Here is a 14729-nt window from a genome sequence, read left to right on the forward strand (position 1 = left end):
TATTTTGCCAGCTAAGCATGACCCGTGCGCTGCGCAATGATACGCATCAACTCGGGCACGAAGGCCTGAGCATCCTCACCCGTGCAGGCCGCCGCCAAAGTGTTTTTGACGCCTGCAGCAATGCTGCTATCTGCGCCTGCGTCTTGCGCCATGGTGTTGTAGTAGTTGATGTCTTTCAAGGCGTTACTCACCGTGAAACGCAGACCGCTTGCATCGCCTGATAGCAAATACGGCTTCATACGCTCAAGCGCAACGCCAGCACCGCCGCCCTTGCTCAGAACCTCTACAAAAGTTTCCATCGCTACACCCGAGACTTGCGCGCAGGCCGCCGCTTCAGCAATCAAGGCGGCTGTGCCGAGAGAGACATAGTTATGCAAGAGCTTCATGCGATGCCCTGAACCCACTGGCCCAGCGTGTGTGATATTTTCTGCAAAGCATCGCAAAACAGGCATGCAACGCTCCAGCAAGGCCGCATCAGCGCCCACCAATAAATTCAAACGCCCTTCCGCCGCTTCTTTGGCGGTGCGCGTCATGGGCGCGTCCATAAATAATCCGCCGGCTTGCGTGACAGCCTTGGCCACGCGCTCGGTGGATGTCGGCACAGCGGTCGAGCAATCAATGACCACCGTGCCGGGCTGGATGGCAGCCAGCACGCCCGCTGAAGAAAGCAAGACATCCTCCACCTGCGGCGAGCCGGTGACGCACAGAATAATGAGCTCGGCGCTTTGCGCCAGCAGGGCAGGTGTGGCTGCGGTTTTCGCGCCCAAGCCAAGCAAAGCATCCAACGGCTGGTTGCCTGCGTGTTCGAGCACCGTGAGCGAATAGCCCTTTTTCAGCAAATTGCTCGCAATACCCTGCCCCATCAGACCAGCGCCGATCAGCCCAATATTTTTCATGTGCATTCCTTGTCTCATGTGTTGCAACTCATTTTACGCATCAGGGTAGAAACGGGTGGCCAATCGGCCTGGCATGGGACAAGATATTCTCATGCCTCAAGCAACACATATCGCTATCATCGGCGCCGGCCCCAGCGGCATCGCTGCCGCCAAAAACTGCATTCAAGCGGGGCTTCGCGTGACCGTATTTGAGAAAAATACCGTAGTTGGCGGCAATTGGGTATTCAACGCATCCACAGGCCACAGCAGCGTTTATAAAAACACGCACATCATCTCCTCCAAAGACTGGAGCGAGTATGAAGATTTCCCGATGCCGCAAAGCTACCCAGCCTATCCGCATCACAGCCAGCTTGCGGCCTATTTCGCGGCTTACGCGCGGTATTTCAAAGTGCAAGAGCAGGTTCGCTTCTCGCACACGGTGAAGAGCGTGCGCAAGATCGCTGAAAACGATTGGCAGATAGATTTTCTGGATGCCCAGCAGCAATCATGCACTGAGCATTTCACGCATCTGATGGTGGCCAATGGGCATCATTGGCATCCGCGATGGCCAGAGATTTCTGGTGAGTTCACCGGGCAGTATCTGCACTCGCACGACTTCAAAGGCGTGAATGACGATTGGCGCGGCAAAAAAGTACTGGTTATTGGCGCTGGAAACTCCGCGTGCGATGTAGCGGTGGAGGCAGCGCGCGTGGCTGCGCCCGTGTGCATGAGCATGCGCAGCCCGCAGTGGTTTATCCCGAAATTCATTTTCGGCAAGCCCAGCGATGTGTATGCCACAGGCACGATGCATCTGCCGGTATGGCTGCGCCAGCGTGCTTTCAAAATGCTGCTGCAAAGCCTGCAAGGCAAATATGCCGACATCGGCTTGCCAGAGCATCATCTGTATCCGCTGCAGCAGCATCCTACGCTCAACAGTGATTTGATCGACTATGTGCGCCACGGCAAGGTGCTGCCACGCCCTGGTATCTCCGGCTTTGATGGGCACACTGTTCATTTCACTGACGCCAGCAAGGAGGCCTTTGACATCATCGTGGCCTGCACAGGCTTCCAAATCAGCTTCCCGTTTTTTGAGGATAGCTTCGTGCCTTGGAAGGAAGCTGACCGCATACCCCTCCTGCTGCGTATGCTGCCCGCAGATCACAGGGATCTGTATTTCATCGGTCTGTTCCAACCTCTGGGCTGTATTTGGCCACTGGCGGATATGCAGGCACGTTTGGCAGTGAAAGAAATTCTTGGCCAATGGCAGCGCCCTGCCGATATGCAAGCCGCGATCCAACATGAAATAGATCACCCCCATTACGATTTTGAGCGCGCACCTCGCCACAGCACAGAAGTGGATTACCACCGCTTCCGCGCAGAACTCAAGCGCGAATTGAGCAAAGCTGGTGTGGATATTGGCAAAGCACCCGCACTCAGACGCGGGGGTGTGAGAAGGCCACAGGCTCTACCCATCTAGGCCTCTTGCGATCAGGATACTATTAATTTAATAGCATTCTGCGCAATCTGCATGCCGGCGATCGACCAAAAAGCCTGATAAAAGGCATCTAGTATCATGAGGGATGCTTGACAATACAACCACAACCCAGCACTCAGAAAGCGCCCTGCTCTGGACTCTTCTCATCGGCAATTTTGTGATCGGCACTGGAGTGATGCTGGTACCGGGCACCTTGAATGACATCGCCACCTCCCTGCAAACCAGCGTGGCCAGCGCAGGTCAACTCATTACGGCGGGTGCCATCACGGTTTGTATCGGTGCACCTTTGCTCGCAGCAACGATGGCCAAGCTTGATCGCCGCATGCTGCTGGCCACCACCATGCTGTGGTATGCGCTGATGCACGCGGCTTGCGCGCTGGCTCCGGGCTACACAAGTTTGCTGATTCTGCGCGTGCTCGCTTTGATTTCAGCAGCGATTTTTACACCTCAAGCGGCTGCAGTCGCAGGGATGCTGGTGTCTCCTGAGCGGCGCGGGCGGGCGATCACCACGGTGTTTTTAGGCTGGTCGGTGGCTTCGGTGGTAGGTGCGCCACTGGCAGCGCTGATTGGCGGTGAGTACGGTTGGCGCGCTGCGTTTTGGCTGCTTGCTGGCTTGGCACTGCTGTGCGCTGTACTGGTGTGGCGGGTGATTCCGCTGGGCGTGAGACCTCCAGCGATCAGCGGTGCGATGTGGCGGCAAACATTAGGCTCCAAACTTCTGATCGTGACGGTGCTCGTGACCGCGCTTTCAGCCAGCGGACAGTTTGTGCAGTTCGCTTACTTCTCGCCCTATGTGGTGCAGGTGCTGGGTGGTACGGCGAAAGATGTGGCGCTGTTGTTTGCGGTGTTTGGGCTGTTTGGCGTGATCGGCAGTTTTGCGGTGTCCCGCATGATTGACCGTGTTGGGCCGCCACAGGCTGTGATGATGACTTTGGTGCTGATGGCGATCTCGCTCTTGCTCTGGCCACTTGGAACCAGCATCACGATGCTAGCGCTGGTGTGCATTCCTTGGGGCCTGGGTTGTTTTTCCTGCAATTCGGCTCAGCAAGCGCGACTGGTTGCACTTGCGCCCGCGATGGCGAGCGTGAGCGTGGCGCTTAATACCTCAGCGATTTATCTGGGTCAAGGCGTGGGCTCCGCCGTAGGCGGTGTGATGGTCAATCACGGACACATGGCTCAGCTGCATTGGGCAGGCTTGGCTGGCCTACTGCTGGCAATGGGCTTGAGCGCTTGGGCTCAGAAGCTGGCGCGGCAGCAGTCTTAGGATTTTGTGGGCTTGCTAAGCTTGATGGCGCTTAATTCGGCTGAATCGCTCAAATCAAAATCCAAGCTGCCGTCATCGGCAGACGCATCGTTGGTTTTCACCAAAGGATGCGGCAAGCTCACCGTGCGATCTTCTGGAGAGAGCAAATCATCCATTGGAGACGAGAGCATCAAGCCATCGCCCAAATCCACATCCGGCGTGTTCGATATGCCGCCTGCTGGCAGCACAGGCGTTTGCATCGAAATCGGAAGCATGGAATAAGCTGCGTCTGTGCGACCGAGCTCTTTGGCCAAGGCATACAGGAGCATCAGCTCGCGGTACGCGGCCATATCCAAAGTTTGATGATCTCCATCAGGCTGGCGGAAGATGGAATCTTCGATCACATCCTGCGCCTGCTGCGGCATCCCCCATACGGATTGGATATTGCGCAGCACCTCGGGAAAATCTTCTAAACCCTGTGATTGCGCGCCATAGCCAGCAAACTCGGGAACTTGCGCATTGAACACACGGTTGAACTCTTCGCGCAATTCATCGTAGTCCGCCTGACGATTCGTGCGGTAATAAATATCAAACAAATCCATGTAAGCCAGCGCACTGGTTTCCACATTGTCTGTGATGTGGTTTTTCAGTACCTCGATCGCTTGGTCAGGCTGGCCAAGCGAAAGGAAGAAGTCTGCCTGTTCTTGAATATCAAACAACTCTTCTGCCGCCACAACACGCGGACTACCGAAACCACTGCCCGCGAAATCAGTGTTACCAAAGCCACTCCTACCAACGCGCGCCGTAGAGGGCGAAGCTGGCATCAAAGAAGGTGGCGGGGTGCTGTCGACCCGGCCCATGCTACCGCCTCGCCCCGAGGGCGCAGTGGTGCCCAGCGGTTGAGTTTTTGCGGTGGGCAGACCCGTCTTGTCAGCACTGGGCTTGAAATCGATGGGTGTGGTGGCTTTCTCCACAAAGCGTAACGGGCTTTTCTCAGCAAGTGCGCCTGTGCGAGTGAAATCATCACTGCCCTTGCCTGCTGCACCGCTCAGGTTGCCACGCGCTGGCATACCGGGAGAAGTAGCTTCAGGCGTGAAGCTGCTGTTGGATTGTTTTTGCAAAGGTGACAGGGCAGAATCCGTGCCTTCACCCAAATGCTTCCATAGGTGCTGCTCATCTTTCGGCTCAGCTTTCGCGCCGCTGCCACCCCACCAAGGTTGACCATTTTGGGCACTGCGACTGCGCTGCCAGAAAAAGAAACTCAAAGCCAATGCGAGCAATGACAACAGCCCCAATGAGATGGTCAGAGGGTTGACATAGCGCTCTTTTTTAGCGATCTGCAATTCTGTCGAGAGGGTGGCGATATCTTGCCCCTGACGCTTGCTTTGCTCAAGTGCCGTGCGCATCTGGCCTTCAAGTGTTTCCAAGCGCTGGGAATCACGCAAAACATCCTCTGGTGAAGCATTCAGGGTGCGCCACAGCGCTTGCGCCTGGCGGCGCACCGCCTCATCGCCTGAGGGCGTGCTCGCCAACTCAGCCGAGCCACGCAGACTGGGCTCAGCAGCCGTAAGATCGATTAAATCAATTTTCAGACGCGGTGCTGCTTGGTTCGCAGGCTTGCGAACCACAGAAGCAGGCGTTGTTACGCGCTGGCTGCTGACGGATGCTGCATCCGTGCCAGATGGGTTAACCGCATTTTGGCGAGCCTCACGCTGAGCTTGGCGCTGCTGTCGTCTTTGCTGGGCGCGCTCAGCGCGGCGTTCTTGTGCGGTGCTGCCAGATTGAGCATTCGCTTCGCCCGAGGGTGCAGCAGCTGCCCCGCCGAAAGCGATACGCGGCGTGGCAAGCGGAGCGGTTGGCGCAGCTGGAATGATGGCGGGAGAAATCGTCACGCCACTACTGGGCTCTGCATCCGTCAGCGCTTCTGCTAATAGCACATAGCGGCGCGATACCGATCCACCGCAGGTTGAGCGTACAAAAAGAGTGACCACAGGCTCATCGACGACCGCTGAGGAACGGATGCGGATGCGCAGCTCACCGCCACTTGCGCGTTCTTGACTCACACTCAAGGCATTTGGCGAAATACGTGTATCGCCATAAAAGAGCTCTACGGAAATACAACTGGCTTCAGGCTGCGCCTCTTGGGCATCCAAACTGGCTTGAACGCTCAGATCTAATCCTCGGCCTATCAATGCTGTGCCGCGAACACGTCCAAGCGACAAAGCACTGGCCAAAGTGCTCACCACAAATAACGTTATCCCTGCAATGATTTGCCAGCGCTTGAAAACCATGTGTTTTAGACAATTCTTGTTGCTCTCACACCGCGCAAGAAAATACTCACGACCCATGCGATTGCCCGTAATTTGTGCATTTTGACACACAGACCTGCAATAATTAATACTATGAACTGCGTATTTACACATATTGGCATCGTCGGCACGGGTGCGATGGGTCGCGGCATCGCCCAAATGGCTGCGCAAGCAGGTGCTCAAGTTTTGTTGTTTGATACAGCGCCTGATGCTGCCAACAAGGCACGCGAGGCTTTGCATACAACCTGGGGCAAGCTCCTCGAAAAAGGCCGCCTTACACCCGAACTACTCCAACAATACTCTGATCGCTTACTTCCCTGCTCCAGTCTTGACGAGTTCAAGGTCTGTGATCTGGTGATTGAGGCGGTCGTGGAGAAACTGGATGTCAAACAAAACCTATTCAAGCAGCTTGAGCAGTTAGTCTCTGCCAGTTGTGTTCTTGCAACGAATACATCCTCTTTATCAGTCACAGCGATCGCTTGCGCCCTCTCTCAACCTGAGCGCTTTGCAGGCTATCATTTTTTTAATCCAGTCCCCTTGATGAAAGTGGTGGAGGTCATTCCGGGGCTGAAAACTTCAGCCGCCGTCTCTGCAAAGCTCACGGAGCTGACGCGCCAAATGGGACACACACCCGTCATGGCATCGGATACACCCGGCTTCATCGTCAATCACGCCGGGCGTGGATACGGAACTGAAGCGCTGCGTATCGTAGGCGAAGGCGTGGCAGATTTCGCCACGATTGATACGATCTTGAAAGACCAAGTCGGCTTCAAGCTGGGGCCCTTTGAACTGATGGATCTGACCGGGCTGGATGTGTCTCATCCGGTGATGGAGTCGGTGTATCGCCAGTATTACGACGAGCCGCGCTATCGCCCCAGTGTGATCACGGCGCAGCGCTTGGCGGGCGGCGTACTCGGGCGCAAGACGAAAGCGGGTTTCTATGATTATTCAGAGGAAAAACAGCCGATTGCCGGCATAGAATCTGCGCAGAGTGCTACTAAATTCATAGCAATTGACTCTGCGCAGTGGCCTCCGGTATGGGTCTCACAAAATGCCTCGCGTCGCATGCAACTGCTCGAATTGCTGCATAAGCTAGGCGCAAAAATTGAAACCGGACAAAGCCCTTCGCTGCATGCGCTCACCATCGCTGCGCCTCTGGGCTGGGATGTGACGACCGTGGCTGTTTTCGAGCGCTACGACCCTGCGCGCACCGTGGGCATCGATATGCTGATCGACGATGCCGTGACCAAGCGCCGCGTGATCATGGGCAATCCGGCCGTGCGCGCTGACATGCTCGCCGCAGCAGCTGCCATCTTTGGGAGTGATGGCAAACCTGTGAGCACCATCCGCGACAGCGCGGGTTTCGTCACGCAGCGCGTGGTCGCCGCGATTGTGAACATCGCCTCCGACATGTGCCAGCAGCAGATTTGCACACCCCAAGATTTGGATACTGCCGTACAGCTTGGTCTGGGCTATCCCACGGGGCCTCTGGCCATGGGCAATGGTGTGGGTGGTGCGAGCGTGCTCGAAGTGTTGGTGAACATGCAGACCGTCTATGGTGATCCGCGCTATCGCGCCAGCCCTTGGCTGCGCCGCCGTGGCGCTTTAGGCTTAAGCTTGCTGCATGTAGAAGCATGAAGCCAATATGAGCCAAGAACCGAACTTCCCCAGCGGTGAAATCAAAGCCAGTGTCCTTGGCGAAGCAGCCAATATCAAACTGCTCACGATCTCCAATCCCACGCTGCGCAACGCCTTGAGCCCTGCGATCTATGCCGCAGGCATTGAAGCGATCAACCATGCCGACAGCAGCGCTGATGTACGGGCAGTCATCATCACCGGCGAAGGCGAAAGCTTCTGCGCTGGAGGCAATTTGCAGCGCCTCCAATACAACCGCACGCAGCCACGCCAAGTGCAAGCTGACAGCATCGATGGCCTGCATGCTTGGATCGAAGCAATTCGCACTTGCCGCAAACCTGTGATTGCTGCTGTGGAAGGCGCTGCAGCCGGTGCAGGCTTCTCACTCTCGCTGGCTTGCGACATGATCATCGCCAGCCGCGATGCAATCTTCGTGATGGCTTACAGCACGGTTGGCCTCTCACCCGATGGCGGCGGCAGTTGGCAACTCGCTCGCGCACTCCCGCGCCAGCTTGCCTCCGAACTTTTACTCTCAGGTGACCGCGTCACAGCTGAGCGCTTACATGCACTAGGCGTGATCAACCAACTGGCGGACAAAGGCCAAGCCCTAGGAACAGCTTTGCAAATCGCCGAAAAACTGGCAGCTCGCGCTCCCAATGTACTCGCCAGTATCAAAGAACTCGTGAGCGACGCACCTGAACGCAGCTTGAATGATCACCTCGAAGCCGAACGCGATTTCTTCGTGAACAACTTGCATCACGCCAACGGCGGCGAAGGCATTTCAGCATTTTTAGAGAAGCGTCAACCGAAGTTTTAAAGCCAGAATTTTGAGGATTTTTGTTCTTTCGCCAGCATGAGATAAGCGCAGAGCGCTATCTATTTAAGAGTGAATTTCAAAGATACCCATGCGGCGTCAATGCTTTGCATGCCGTGAAAAGAAAGCCCACATCGCCTCATTCGCGCTGAAATCCTTCACGACTTTTCCGATCACCGAGACGAAGGTGTATTGCGTACCGCCCGGCCAAGCATGCCCACCGCCCTTACTTCGGTAAAACGCCACTTCGCCACGGCCTGTGCCGGTATAGCTCAGCAAGTCGGTGGTACTGCCATCGGTGAGATCGGTATCAGGCAAGGTAATGGTCGAGCTGAGAGAAACAGAATTTTTAGCTGCCCAAAAAGCCACAGTGGCTGTGGTAAAGAGCACATTGCCCCCAAACACTCCTGCAACTGAGCCGCCTGCATAAGGCATCAAAGGATCCGCATCGCCAGAGAAGATGGCAATAGGCAATGCGGGGGAAGGATTGCAGCTGGCTTGAATATCGCTTGGTAAATTCGCTACCACCGAGGCTACAGCAGCAAAGCGACCAGGCAGCTCGCAGGCCAAGCGCTGCGTGAGCATGCCGCCATTGGAGATGCCTGCGGCATAGATTCGCTTAGCATCGATGTTGTATTCCAAAACAAGCGCATCAAGAATCGCAGCTGTGAAAGCCACATCATTGGTTTTATTCGTGATAGTAGCGCGGCCATCATCCCAAGTGCCGTTCACAGAATCTGGATAAATCGCGATGAAATTCTTTTGGCTGGCAAAGCCAGAGAAACCACTGCCAGAGCTGCTCGTGATGCGGCCAATGCTCGCTGCCGAGCCTTGGCCGCCATGAAACAGCAAGACGGCAGACATGGGTTGCGCACTGTTGTAGCTGGTGGGCACATGCAGCAAAAAGCGGCGCGATACGCCAGCGACAGATATGGTTTTGGTGAAATCGCCGCTCTTGCCCGTGAAAGCAGGCTGAGCCGCCTGCGCATCGCCGCCGCCGCCACAGGAAGCCAGCAGGATGGAGCTAGCCAAAACAATGCGGGCGATGTGATGGAAGAATGCTTTCATAAGGGCGAACACTTTTAGAGCTTGCTCAGATTAACGCTTTGAATTGTGAGCCGAATGACGGCGCTTCCGTAAATTTAGATGAAGTTCTCTGTTGTGGTTCCATCGCAAAAGAAGTGCTCACTGCCATTCATGAGACAATGCATGCTTGTCAGCGCAACGCTGGCTTCTGAAATCTCTTCCGCGTCGATTGAATTTCAGCCCTTCTCGCTACACATTTGGTGGCTGACGCAAACACCCAGTTTTATTTCCACTGGGTTTGCTTTGAAAATTTTTCATGACTTTTGAATCTCTGGGCTTAGCGCCTGCACTGCTCAAGGCTGTAACAGCTGAGGGCTATACCAACCCTACCCCCGTCCAAGCACAAGCTATTCCTCACGTACTCGCTGGCACAGACTTGCTCGCTGGTGCACAAACCGGTACGGGCAAAACGGCCGCCTTCACCCTGCCCTTGCTGCATCGTCTCTCCTTTGGTCGCAGCGTGCCCAACAAATTCGGCAATCCTGGCGTGCGTGCCCTGATCCTTACGCCTACGCGCGAGCTGGCTGCGCAGGTGGAAGAAAGCATCAAGACCTATGGCAAATTCTTGCAGCTCAAATCCGCTGTGATTTTTGGCGGCGTGGGTATGAATCCGCAAATCGCGCAATTGCGCAAAGGCGTGGATATTCTGGTGGCCACACCTGGCCGCTTGCTCGATCTGGCGAGTCAAGGCGTGCTGGATTTGCAAACCGTGCAAATGCTCGTGCTCGATGAAGCGGATCGCATGCTCGATATGGGCTTCATTCACGACATCCGCAAAATCCTTGTGTTGCTCCCAAAGCAGCGCCAAACGCTTTTGTTCTCCGCCACCTTCAGCGGCGAAATCCGCGAGCTGGCTCAGAGCTTTTTGCACAACCCGCAATCCATTCAAGTCACACCGCCCAACACCACAGTGCAGCGCATCACGCAGAGCTGGAGCCTCGTGAGTCGCGACAAGAAGAAAGAAGCGCTGGCGCACATTATCAAAAGCCGCGAGTGGAACCAAGTGCTGGCCTTCACGCGCACAAAATTTGGCGCCAACGATGTGGCAGCCTATTTAGAAAAGCAAGGCATCAGCGCGATGGCACTGCATGGCAACAAAAGCCAATCTGCCCGCACGCAAGCCTTGGCTGAATTCAAAAGCGGCAAGCTGCGCGCTTTGGTCGCGACCGACATTGCCGCACGCGGCATTGATATTGAAGAGCTGCCACATGTAGTGAACTATGAAATCCCGAACGTGAGTGAAGATTACGTTCACCGCATTGGCCGCACGGGCCGCGCTGGCAAAGATGGTTTTGCCATCAGCTTGGTCTGCCTCGATGAAGAAGGCTTCTTGCTCGATATTGAAAAATTCACCAAGCAGCGCATCCCGCGTGAAGACATGCCCGAGTTCGCGCCCGTGCAAGGCGAGAAAGCCATGCCCATGGCCATGGGCCGGCAAGTGCTCTGGGGCGGCGCAGGCAAGCCGCCTAGCCGCGAAGAAATGGCTGCGGCTGGCAAGGCAGCGCGCCGCGAGATGATGCAGCGGATCAACACCCGCAAAGAAGGTGAACGCGCCGCTGGTGGTGGGCGAGGTGGGAATAACGGTGGTGGCGGTGGCTCGCGTTCAGGCAATGCGCCTGCTCGTGCACCTTCGCGCAGTCCTTCACACGCACCCGCGCATGGCGCTCGTGGTCATGGTGGCTCCGGCGGCGGCCAACCCGATCCGATGCGCACTGGCGTGGATAGCTTCGCAAGCCGTGGCCGTCATCCTAACGGCGGCGGTGGCAACGGTGGGCGTGGTCGCTCAGGCGGCGGCTCGGGTGGCGGTGGTTTTGGAGGTAACTCAAATGGCAACTCATTCGGCAGATCAAGCGGAAATGGCGGGGGCGGGGGCAACAGGAATGGTGGCTCTGATCGCGGGGGCTTCCGGTCTGGTCGGTAAAGAGCTGCTCGCTCTTTTGCTGAGTGATAGCGCTTGCCGCGAGGTGCACAGTCTTGTGCGCAAGCCATCGCCTCAAAACCACGCTAAGCTGCAAAGCCATGTGGTGGATTTCGCGAAGCTTGGCACGGCTTCCGCGCAAGCATTGCCTGTATCGCACATCGATGAGGTGTATATCAGCTTAGGTACGACCATCAAAGTCGCTGGCAGCCAAGAAGCTTTTCGAGCCGTAGATTTTGATGCCGTTTTGGCTGTTGCCCGCACAGGACTTGCGCGGGGCGCTACAAAAATAGGCGTCATTTCTGCGATGGGTGCAAGTAGCGCATCAGGCGTGTTTTACAACCGCGTCAAAGGTGAGATGGAAGACGCTATTTCAAAACTAGGCTACCCAAGCGTCACCATTGCTCGCCCATCGTTCCTAGCTGGCGACCGCGAAGCCTTGAATCAAAACGCCCGCCCCGGCGAAAAAATCGCGCTCGTCGCGATGAATCTCTTCAATCCTCTCATCCCGAGCAATTACAAAGCCATAGAAGCCAGCGATGTCGCCTCATCCTTGCTGCGCCAAGTACGCAAAGGCGTTGCTGGAAAAACGGTGTTGCCTTCAGGGCAGATGCAAATTCACTAAGTCATCTAAGCAAAGCAATCGCTGTTAGGTTTGGCATACTCAGTATCAAGGCAAGCAACTTCTGCGAGAAAGAGTATTAATGAATCGTCTGTCAGCAAAAATAGGTCAAAGATTCACAGCACAGTTTATTGATGGCTTGATAGCTTTCACACTTGGTGCGATGACCTATTTATTACTCAAACAACTTGGTCTTCCGCTCGAATACGCATTTGCAAGCTGGTTTGCTTACCTGATGCTTTGCGATGGTTTGCCGGGTGGCCAAAGTATTGGTAAGCGCTTTTGTAAGATCTCAGTAGTTCATTTCCAAAGTGAAGAACCTTGTAGCTATTTGCAATCCTTTGGGCGCAATATCACGATGTTTTTAGGCGTTTTTGATGCTATGTTTATTGCAGGCAAAAGTAAACGTCGATTAGGCGACTACCTTGGTCGCACCAAAGTTCTTCAGATGTAATTGATACCTGGAAACAGTATGAATTCAAACCTCCAGCATGACCAGCGCATGGTCACCACACTCACGGTGGCTACGGCCAATGTTTTGAATTTGGCCAATCCAGGTCGTATGTTTTATGAGAATCAGGATACATATTCTGCCAACGAATTTGAGCGCAAGATTGAATGGCTGGGTGGGCGGATTGCTGCACTGAATGCCGATGTACTCGCTGTGCAAGAAGTGTGGGATGAGGCGGCGATCAAGGCGGCTGTCGCTCGCTCGGGTTTGCGCTACAGCACGGTGGCTGTGCCCGGCGCTGAAAACAACGAAAAGAGTAACGGTGCGCAGAATACGCCGCGCGTGGGTATCGTCACTCGTCTAGAAGTCGAAAAGCTGCAATCCTTTGTTGATTTTCCGCCCGCACTGCGCATTCAAATCCCCGGCCTCGGTGAGCATGCCAAATTCGAACGCCCGCCATTGCTCGCCACGCTGCGGATGAAGCATGGTCAAGTGCTACACATGCTCACAGCACACATGAAAAGCAAACGGCCTAAATTTTTGCAAGACGCCAATGGCGATCCCACGGAAGATCGTGAAGACCCAAAAATCTTGGCGCTCGCCACCCTGCGCAGCCTGATGATGCGCGGCGCGGAAGCTGCAGCCATGAGGCATATCGTGGCCGATGTCTTGCAGCGCACGCATGCGCCATTGATCGTGATGGGTGATTTCAATGATGGCCCGCACAGCGTGACCACGCAAATGATTGCAGCCACTGGCGAAGTGGTTTATGACCGAGGCGCACGCGATACAGCGCTTTGGAATGCCTATGAAGTACAAGGCGAGATGGCTTTGAAGCGCGATGTGGCCTACAGCCATGTGCATCAGGGCTCGCCTGAAGTGCTCGATCAAATCTTTGTGAGTGAAGAGTTTTTAGCACGCAGCAAATTCAGCATCGGCGATGTGCGCCGCGTGGATTATTTCAATGATCACTTGCAGGAAGGCCGGGATCGCTCACGCTCTGATCATGGCTTTGTGCGCGCTGTGATTCGCGTGTTTCAGTAGGATGAAAACCACTCCACCCGTCATGCCCACGCCTTGGCATTGGATTGCGCTGCTGTTTACCGCCGGCTTGTTAGCGTCGTTTCAATACGCCAAAATTCCCTACATGCTGCCGGGGCTGATCCAGCAAACGCTGATGACACCTGTGCAGCAAGCGCTGGTGCTCTCTGTGATTGGCATTGCGGGGGCTGTAGGCGGCACGTTCGCCGGAGCCTTGTGCCAAGCGGCAGGTTTGCGGCGAACCTTGCTGTTTGGACTGGCTGTCGCAGTTGCTGGCTCTGTGTTGCCTTTGTTGGCAAGCAGCTATCCGATGTTGCTGATGGCGCGTGTGATTGAAAGCGTGGCGCATATGGCGATTGTGGTGTCTGTGCCTACCTTGATTTTGATGCTTTGCCATCCTTCGCATCAACCTCGCGTTATGGCTATATGGAGCTGCTATTTCACGCTCACCTTCATCATCGCGGCCTTCGCAGTTCCCACCGTTGTAGAGCTTAGCGGCTGGCGCGGCGTGGCTTTGGCACATGCGATTCTGCTCATCGCAGTGGGTGTACTGTGCTGGTGGATGCCTCAAAACGAGAGTACGAAGCGCGAAGGCATCGCGCTTCGTGCGAGCGATATGCTGCGCGCGCAGATGCGCCTGCTGCGCGAAGGCAAGCTGCTCGCAGTGCCCATCACCTTCTTTGGCTACACCTTGCTCTTTGTGGCGTTGGTGAGCGTGTTGCCTGGTCTCCTAGCCAACACGCCTGCAACCACGACGCGACTCGCCCTGTGGCTACCGCTAGCATCGTTGCTAGGCACGGTGATTGCCATGCTGATGCTGAGCAAGGGCATGCCAGGTCATCGGCTGGTTCGGTATTCAGCGGTAGTCATCGTGCTGGCCGGTATGGTTTTGGTGTTCACGTCGCAGCGCGGCATGACAGCACAAGCTTTGGTGATGCTTGGCTTTGTAGCACTGGGCACTTTGCCCGCAGGAATCATCAGCTCGATCCCTGCACTGTTCACATCAGGTGACTCAGATATCACCTTGGTTAACGGCGGTTTGGTGCAGTTTGGCAATCTGGGCAACTTCATTGGCTCACCGATTCTCGCTGCCATGCTGGTGCAATGGGGTTGGGTCAGCATCGGCATGTATTTGCTGGCGGGCGGCTTGATTGTCTCCGTTTGTTTGATGCTTTTGCAGCACTTCGCCGGCAAAAAATAAGCCCTCATTGCTACGCTTTCAGTAGCAATGAGGGCTGTG

12 protein-coding genes are annotated in these 14729 nt (G+C 55.5%); 9 read left to right on the forward strand and 3 right to left on the reverse strand.

Going from position 1 to position 14729, the window contains the following annotated elements:
• Positions 1–11: 11 nt before the first annotated feature.
• The gene (locus tag KIH26_RS09650) at positions 12–896 is read right to left on the reverse strand and encodes an NAD(P)-dependent oxidoreductase (protein ID WP_213444388.1); all 885 of its coding nucleotides are present in this window, start codon (positions 894–896) and stop codon (positions 12–14) included.
• A gap of 91 nt (positions 897–987) precedes the next feature.
• On the opposite strand from KIH26_RS09650, the gene KIH26_RS09655 reads away from it, so the two are divergent.
• Both KIH26_RS09655 and KIH26_RS09660 read left to right on the forward strand, forming a co-directional pair.
• On the forward strand, positions 988–2352 hold the full coding sequence (locus KIH26_RS09655; RefSeq protein ID WP_213444390.1) for a flavin-containing monooxygenase: 1365 nt from the start codon (positions 988–990) through the stop codon (positions 2350–2352).
• A gap of 103 nt (positions 2353–2455) precedes the next feature.
• Complete coding sequence (locus KIH26_RS09660; protein ID WP_213444392.1) at positions 2456–3634, forward strand: MFS transporter; 1179 nt, start codon at positions 2456–2458, stop codon at positions 3632–3634.
• Here the strand turns inward: KIH26_RS09660 and KIH26_RS09665 are convergent.
• Complete coding sequence (locus KIH26_RS09665; protein ID WP_213444394.1) at positions 3631–5904, reverse strand: hypothetical protein; 2274 nt, start codon at positions 5902–5904, stop codon at positions 3631–3633. The genes KIH26_RS09660 and KIH26_RS09665 overlap by 4 nt on opposite strands.
• A gap of 111 nt (positions 5905–6015) precedes the next feature.
• On the opposite strand from KIH26_RS09665, the gene KIH26_RS09670 reads away from it, so the two are divergent.
• Both KIH26_RS09670 and KIH26_RS09675 read left to right on the forward strand, forming a co-directional pair.
• Entirely contained in the window at positions 6016–7560 is a 1545-nt protein-coding gene (locus KIH26_RS09670) for a 3-hydroxyacyl-CoA dehydrogenase (protein ID WP_213444396.1), read from the forward strand.
• Between the two features lie 7 nt (positions 7561–7567).
• Positions 7568–8374, forward strand: a complete 807-nt coding sequence (locus KIH26_RS09675) for an oxepin-CoA hydrolase, alternative type (protein ID WP_213444398.1) — start codon at positions 7568–7570, stop codon at positions 8372–8374.
• 96 nt (positions 8375–8470) lie between these two features.
• On the opposite strand, the gene KIH26_RS09680 is transcribed toward KIH26_RS09675, so the two are convergent.
• The gene (locus KIH26_RS09680) at positions 8471–9439 is read right to left on the reverse strand and encodes a CE1 family esterase (protein WP_213444399.1); all 969 of its coding nucleotides are present in this window, start codon (positions 9437–9439) and stop codon (positions 8471–8473) included.
• 274 nt (positions 9440–9713) lie between these two features.
• Here KIH26_RS09680 and KIH26_RS09685 point away from each other — a divergent pair, with 274 nt between their 5' ends.
• The 5 genes from KIH26_RS09685 (at position 9714) to KIH26_RS09705 (ending at position 14690) form a co-directional block, all read left to right on the forward strand.
• Positions 9714–11378 carry a DEAD/DEAH box helicase gene (locus KIH26_RS09685; protein ID WP_213444401.1) on the forward strand — a complete coding sequence of 555 codons (1665 nt, stop codon included), beginning with the start codon at positions 9714–9716 and terminating at the stop codon, positions 11376–11378.
• Positions 11338–12000: an NAD-dependent epimerase/dehydratase family protein gene (locus tag KIH26_RS09690; RefSeq protein ID WP_213444403.1), complete on the forward strand. Its 663-nt coding sequence runs from the start codon at positions 11338–11340 to the stop codon at positions 11998–12000. Before KIH26_RS09685 ends, KIH26_RS09690 begins: the two co-directional genes overlap by 41 nt.
• 79 nt (positions 12001–12079) lie before the next feature.
• A complete protein-coding gene (locus KIH26_RS09695) occupies positions 12080–12451 on the forward strand; it encodes an RDD family protein (RefSeq protein WP_213444405.1) in 372 nt (123 codons plus the stop codon).
• Positions 12452–12469: 18 nt separating this feature from the next.
• Positions 12470–13492, forward strand: a complete 1023-nt coding sequence (locus KIH26_RS09700) for an endonuclease/exonuclease/phosphatase family protein (protein ID WP_213444407.1) — start codon at positions 12470–12472, stop codon at positions 13490–13492.
• Position 13493: 1 nt separating this feature from the next.
• Entirely contained in the window at positions 13494–14690 is a 1197-nt protein-coding gene (locus tag KIH26_RS09705) for an MFS transporter (protein ID WP_213444409.1), read from the forward strand.
• The last annotated feature ends 39 nt before the right edge of the window (positions 14691–14729 follow it).

It is taken from the genome of Variovorax sp. PCZ-1, assembly GCF_018413605.1.
GTDB lineage: Bacteria > Pseudomonadota > Gammaproteobacteria > Burkholderiales > Burkholderiaceae_C > JANMDU01.

Coding starts and splice junctions, on each gene's coding strand:
- KIH26_RS09650 (WP_213444388.1), bottom strand. CDS start 896: ATGAAAAATATTGGGCTGATCGGCGCTGGTCTGATGGGGCAGGGTATT.
- KIH26_RS09655 (WP_213444390.1), top strand. CDS start 988: ATGCCTCAAGCAACACATATCGCTATCATCGGCGCCGGCCCCAGCGGC.
- KIH26_RS09660 (WP_213444392.1), top strand. CDS start 2,456: ATGCTTGACAATACAACCACAACCCAGCACTCAGAAAGCGCCCTGCTC.
- KIH26_RS09665 (WP_213444394.1), bottom strand. CDS start 5,904: ATGGTTTTCAAGCGCTGGCAAATCATTGCAGGGATAACGTTATTTGTG.
- KIH26_RS09670 (WP_213444396.1), top strand. CDS start 6,016: ATGAACTGCGTATTTACACATATTGGCATCGTCGGCACGGGTGCGATG.
- KIH26_RS09675 (WP_213444398.1), top strand. CDS start 7,568: ATGAGCCAAGAACCGAACTTCCCCAGCGGTGAAATCAAAGCCAGTGTC.
- KIH26_RS09680 (WP_213444399.1), bottom strand. CDS start 9,439: ATGAAAGCATTCTTCCATCACATCGCCCGCATTGTTTTGGCTAGCTCC.
- KIH26_RS09685 (WP_213444401.1), top strand. CDS start 9,714: ATGACTTTTGAATCTCTGGGCTTAGCGCCTGCACTGCTCAAGGCTGTA.
- KIH26_RS09690 (WP_213444403.1), top strand. CDS start 11,338: ATGGTGGCTCTGATCGCGGGGGCTTCCGGTCTGGTCGGTAAAGAGCTG.
- KIH26_RS09695 (WP_213444405.1), top strand. CDS start 12,080: ATGAATCGTCTGTCAGCAAAAATAGGTCAAAGATTCACAGCACAGTTT.
- KIH26_RS09700 (WP_213444407.1), top strand. CDS start 12,470: ATGAATTCAAACCTCCAGCATGACCAGCGCATGGTCACCACACTCACG.
- KIH26_RS09705 (WP_213444409.1), top strand. CDS start 13,494: ATGAAAACCACTCCACCCGTCATGCCCACGCCTTGGCATTGGATTGCG.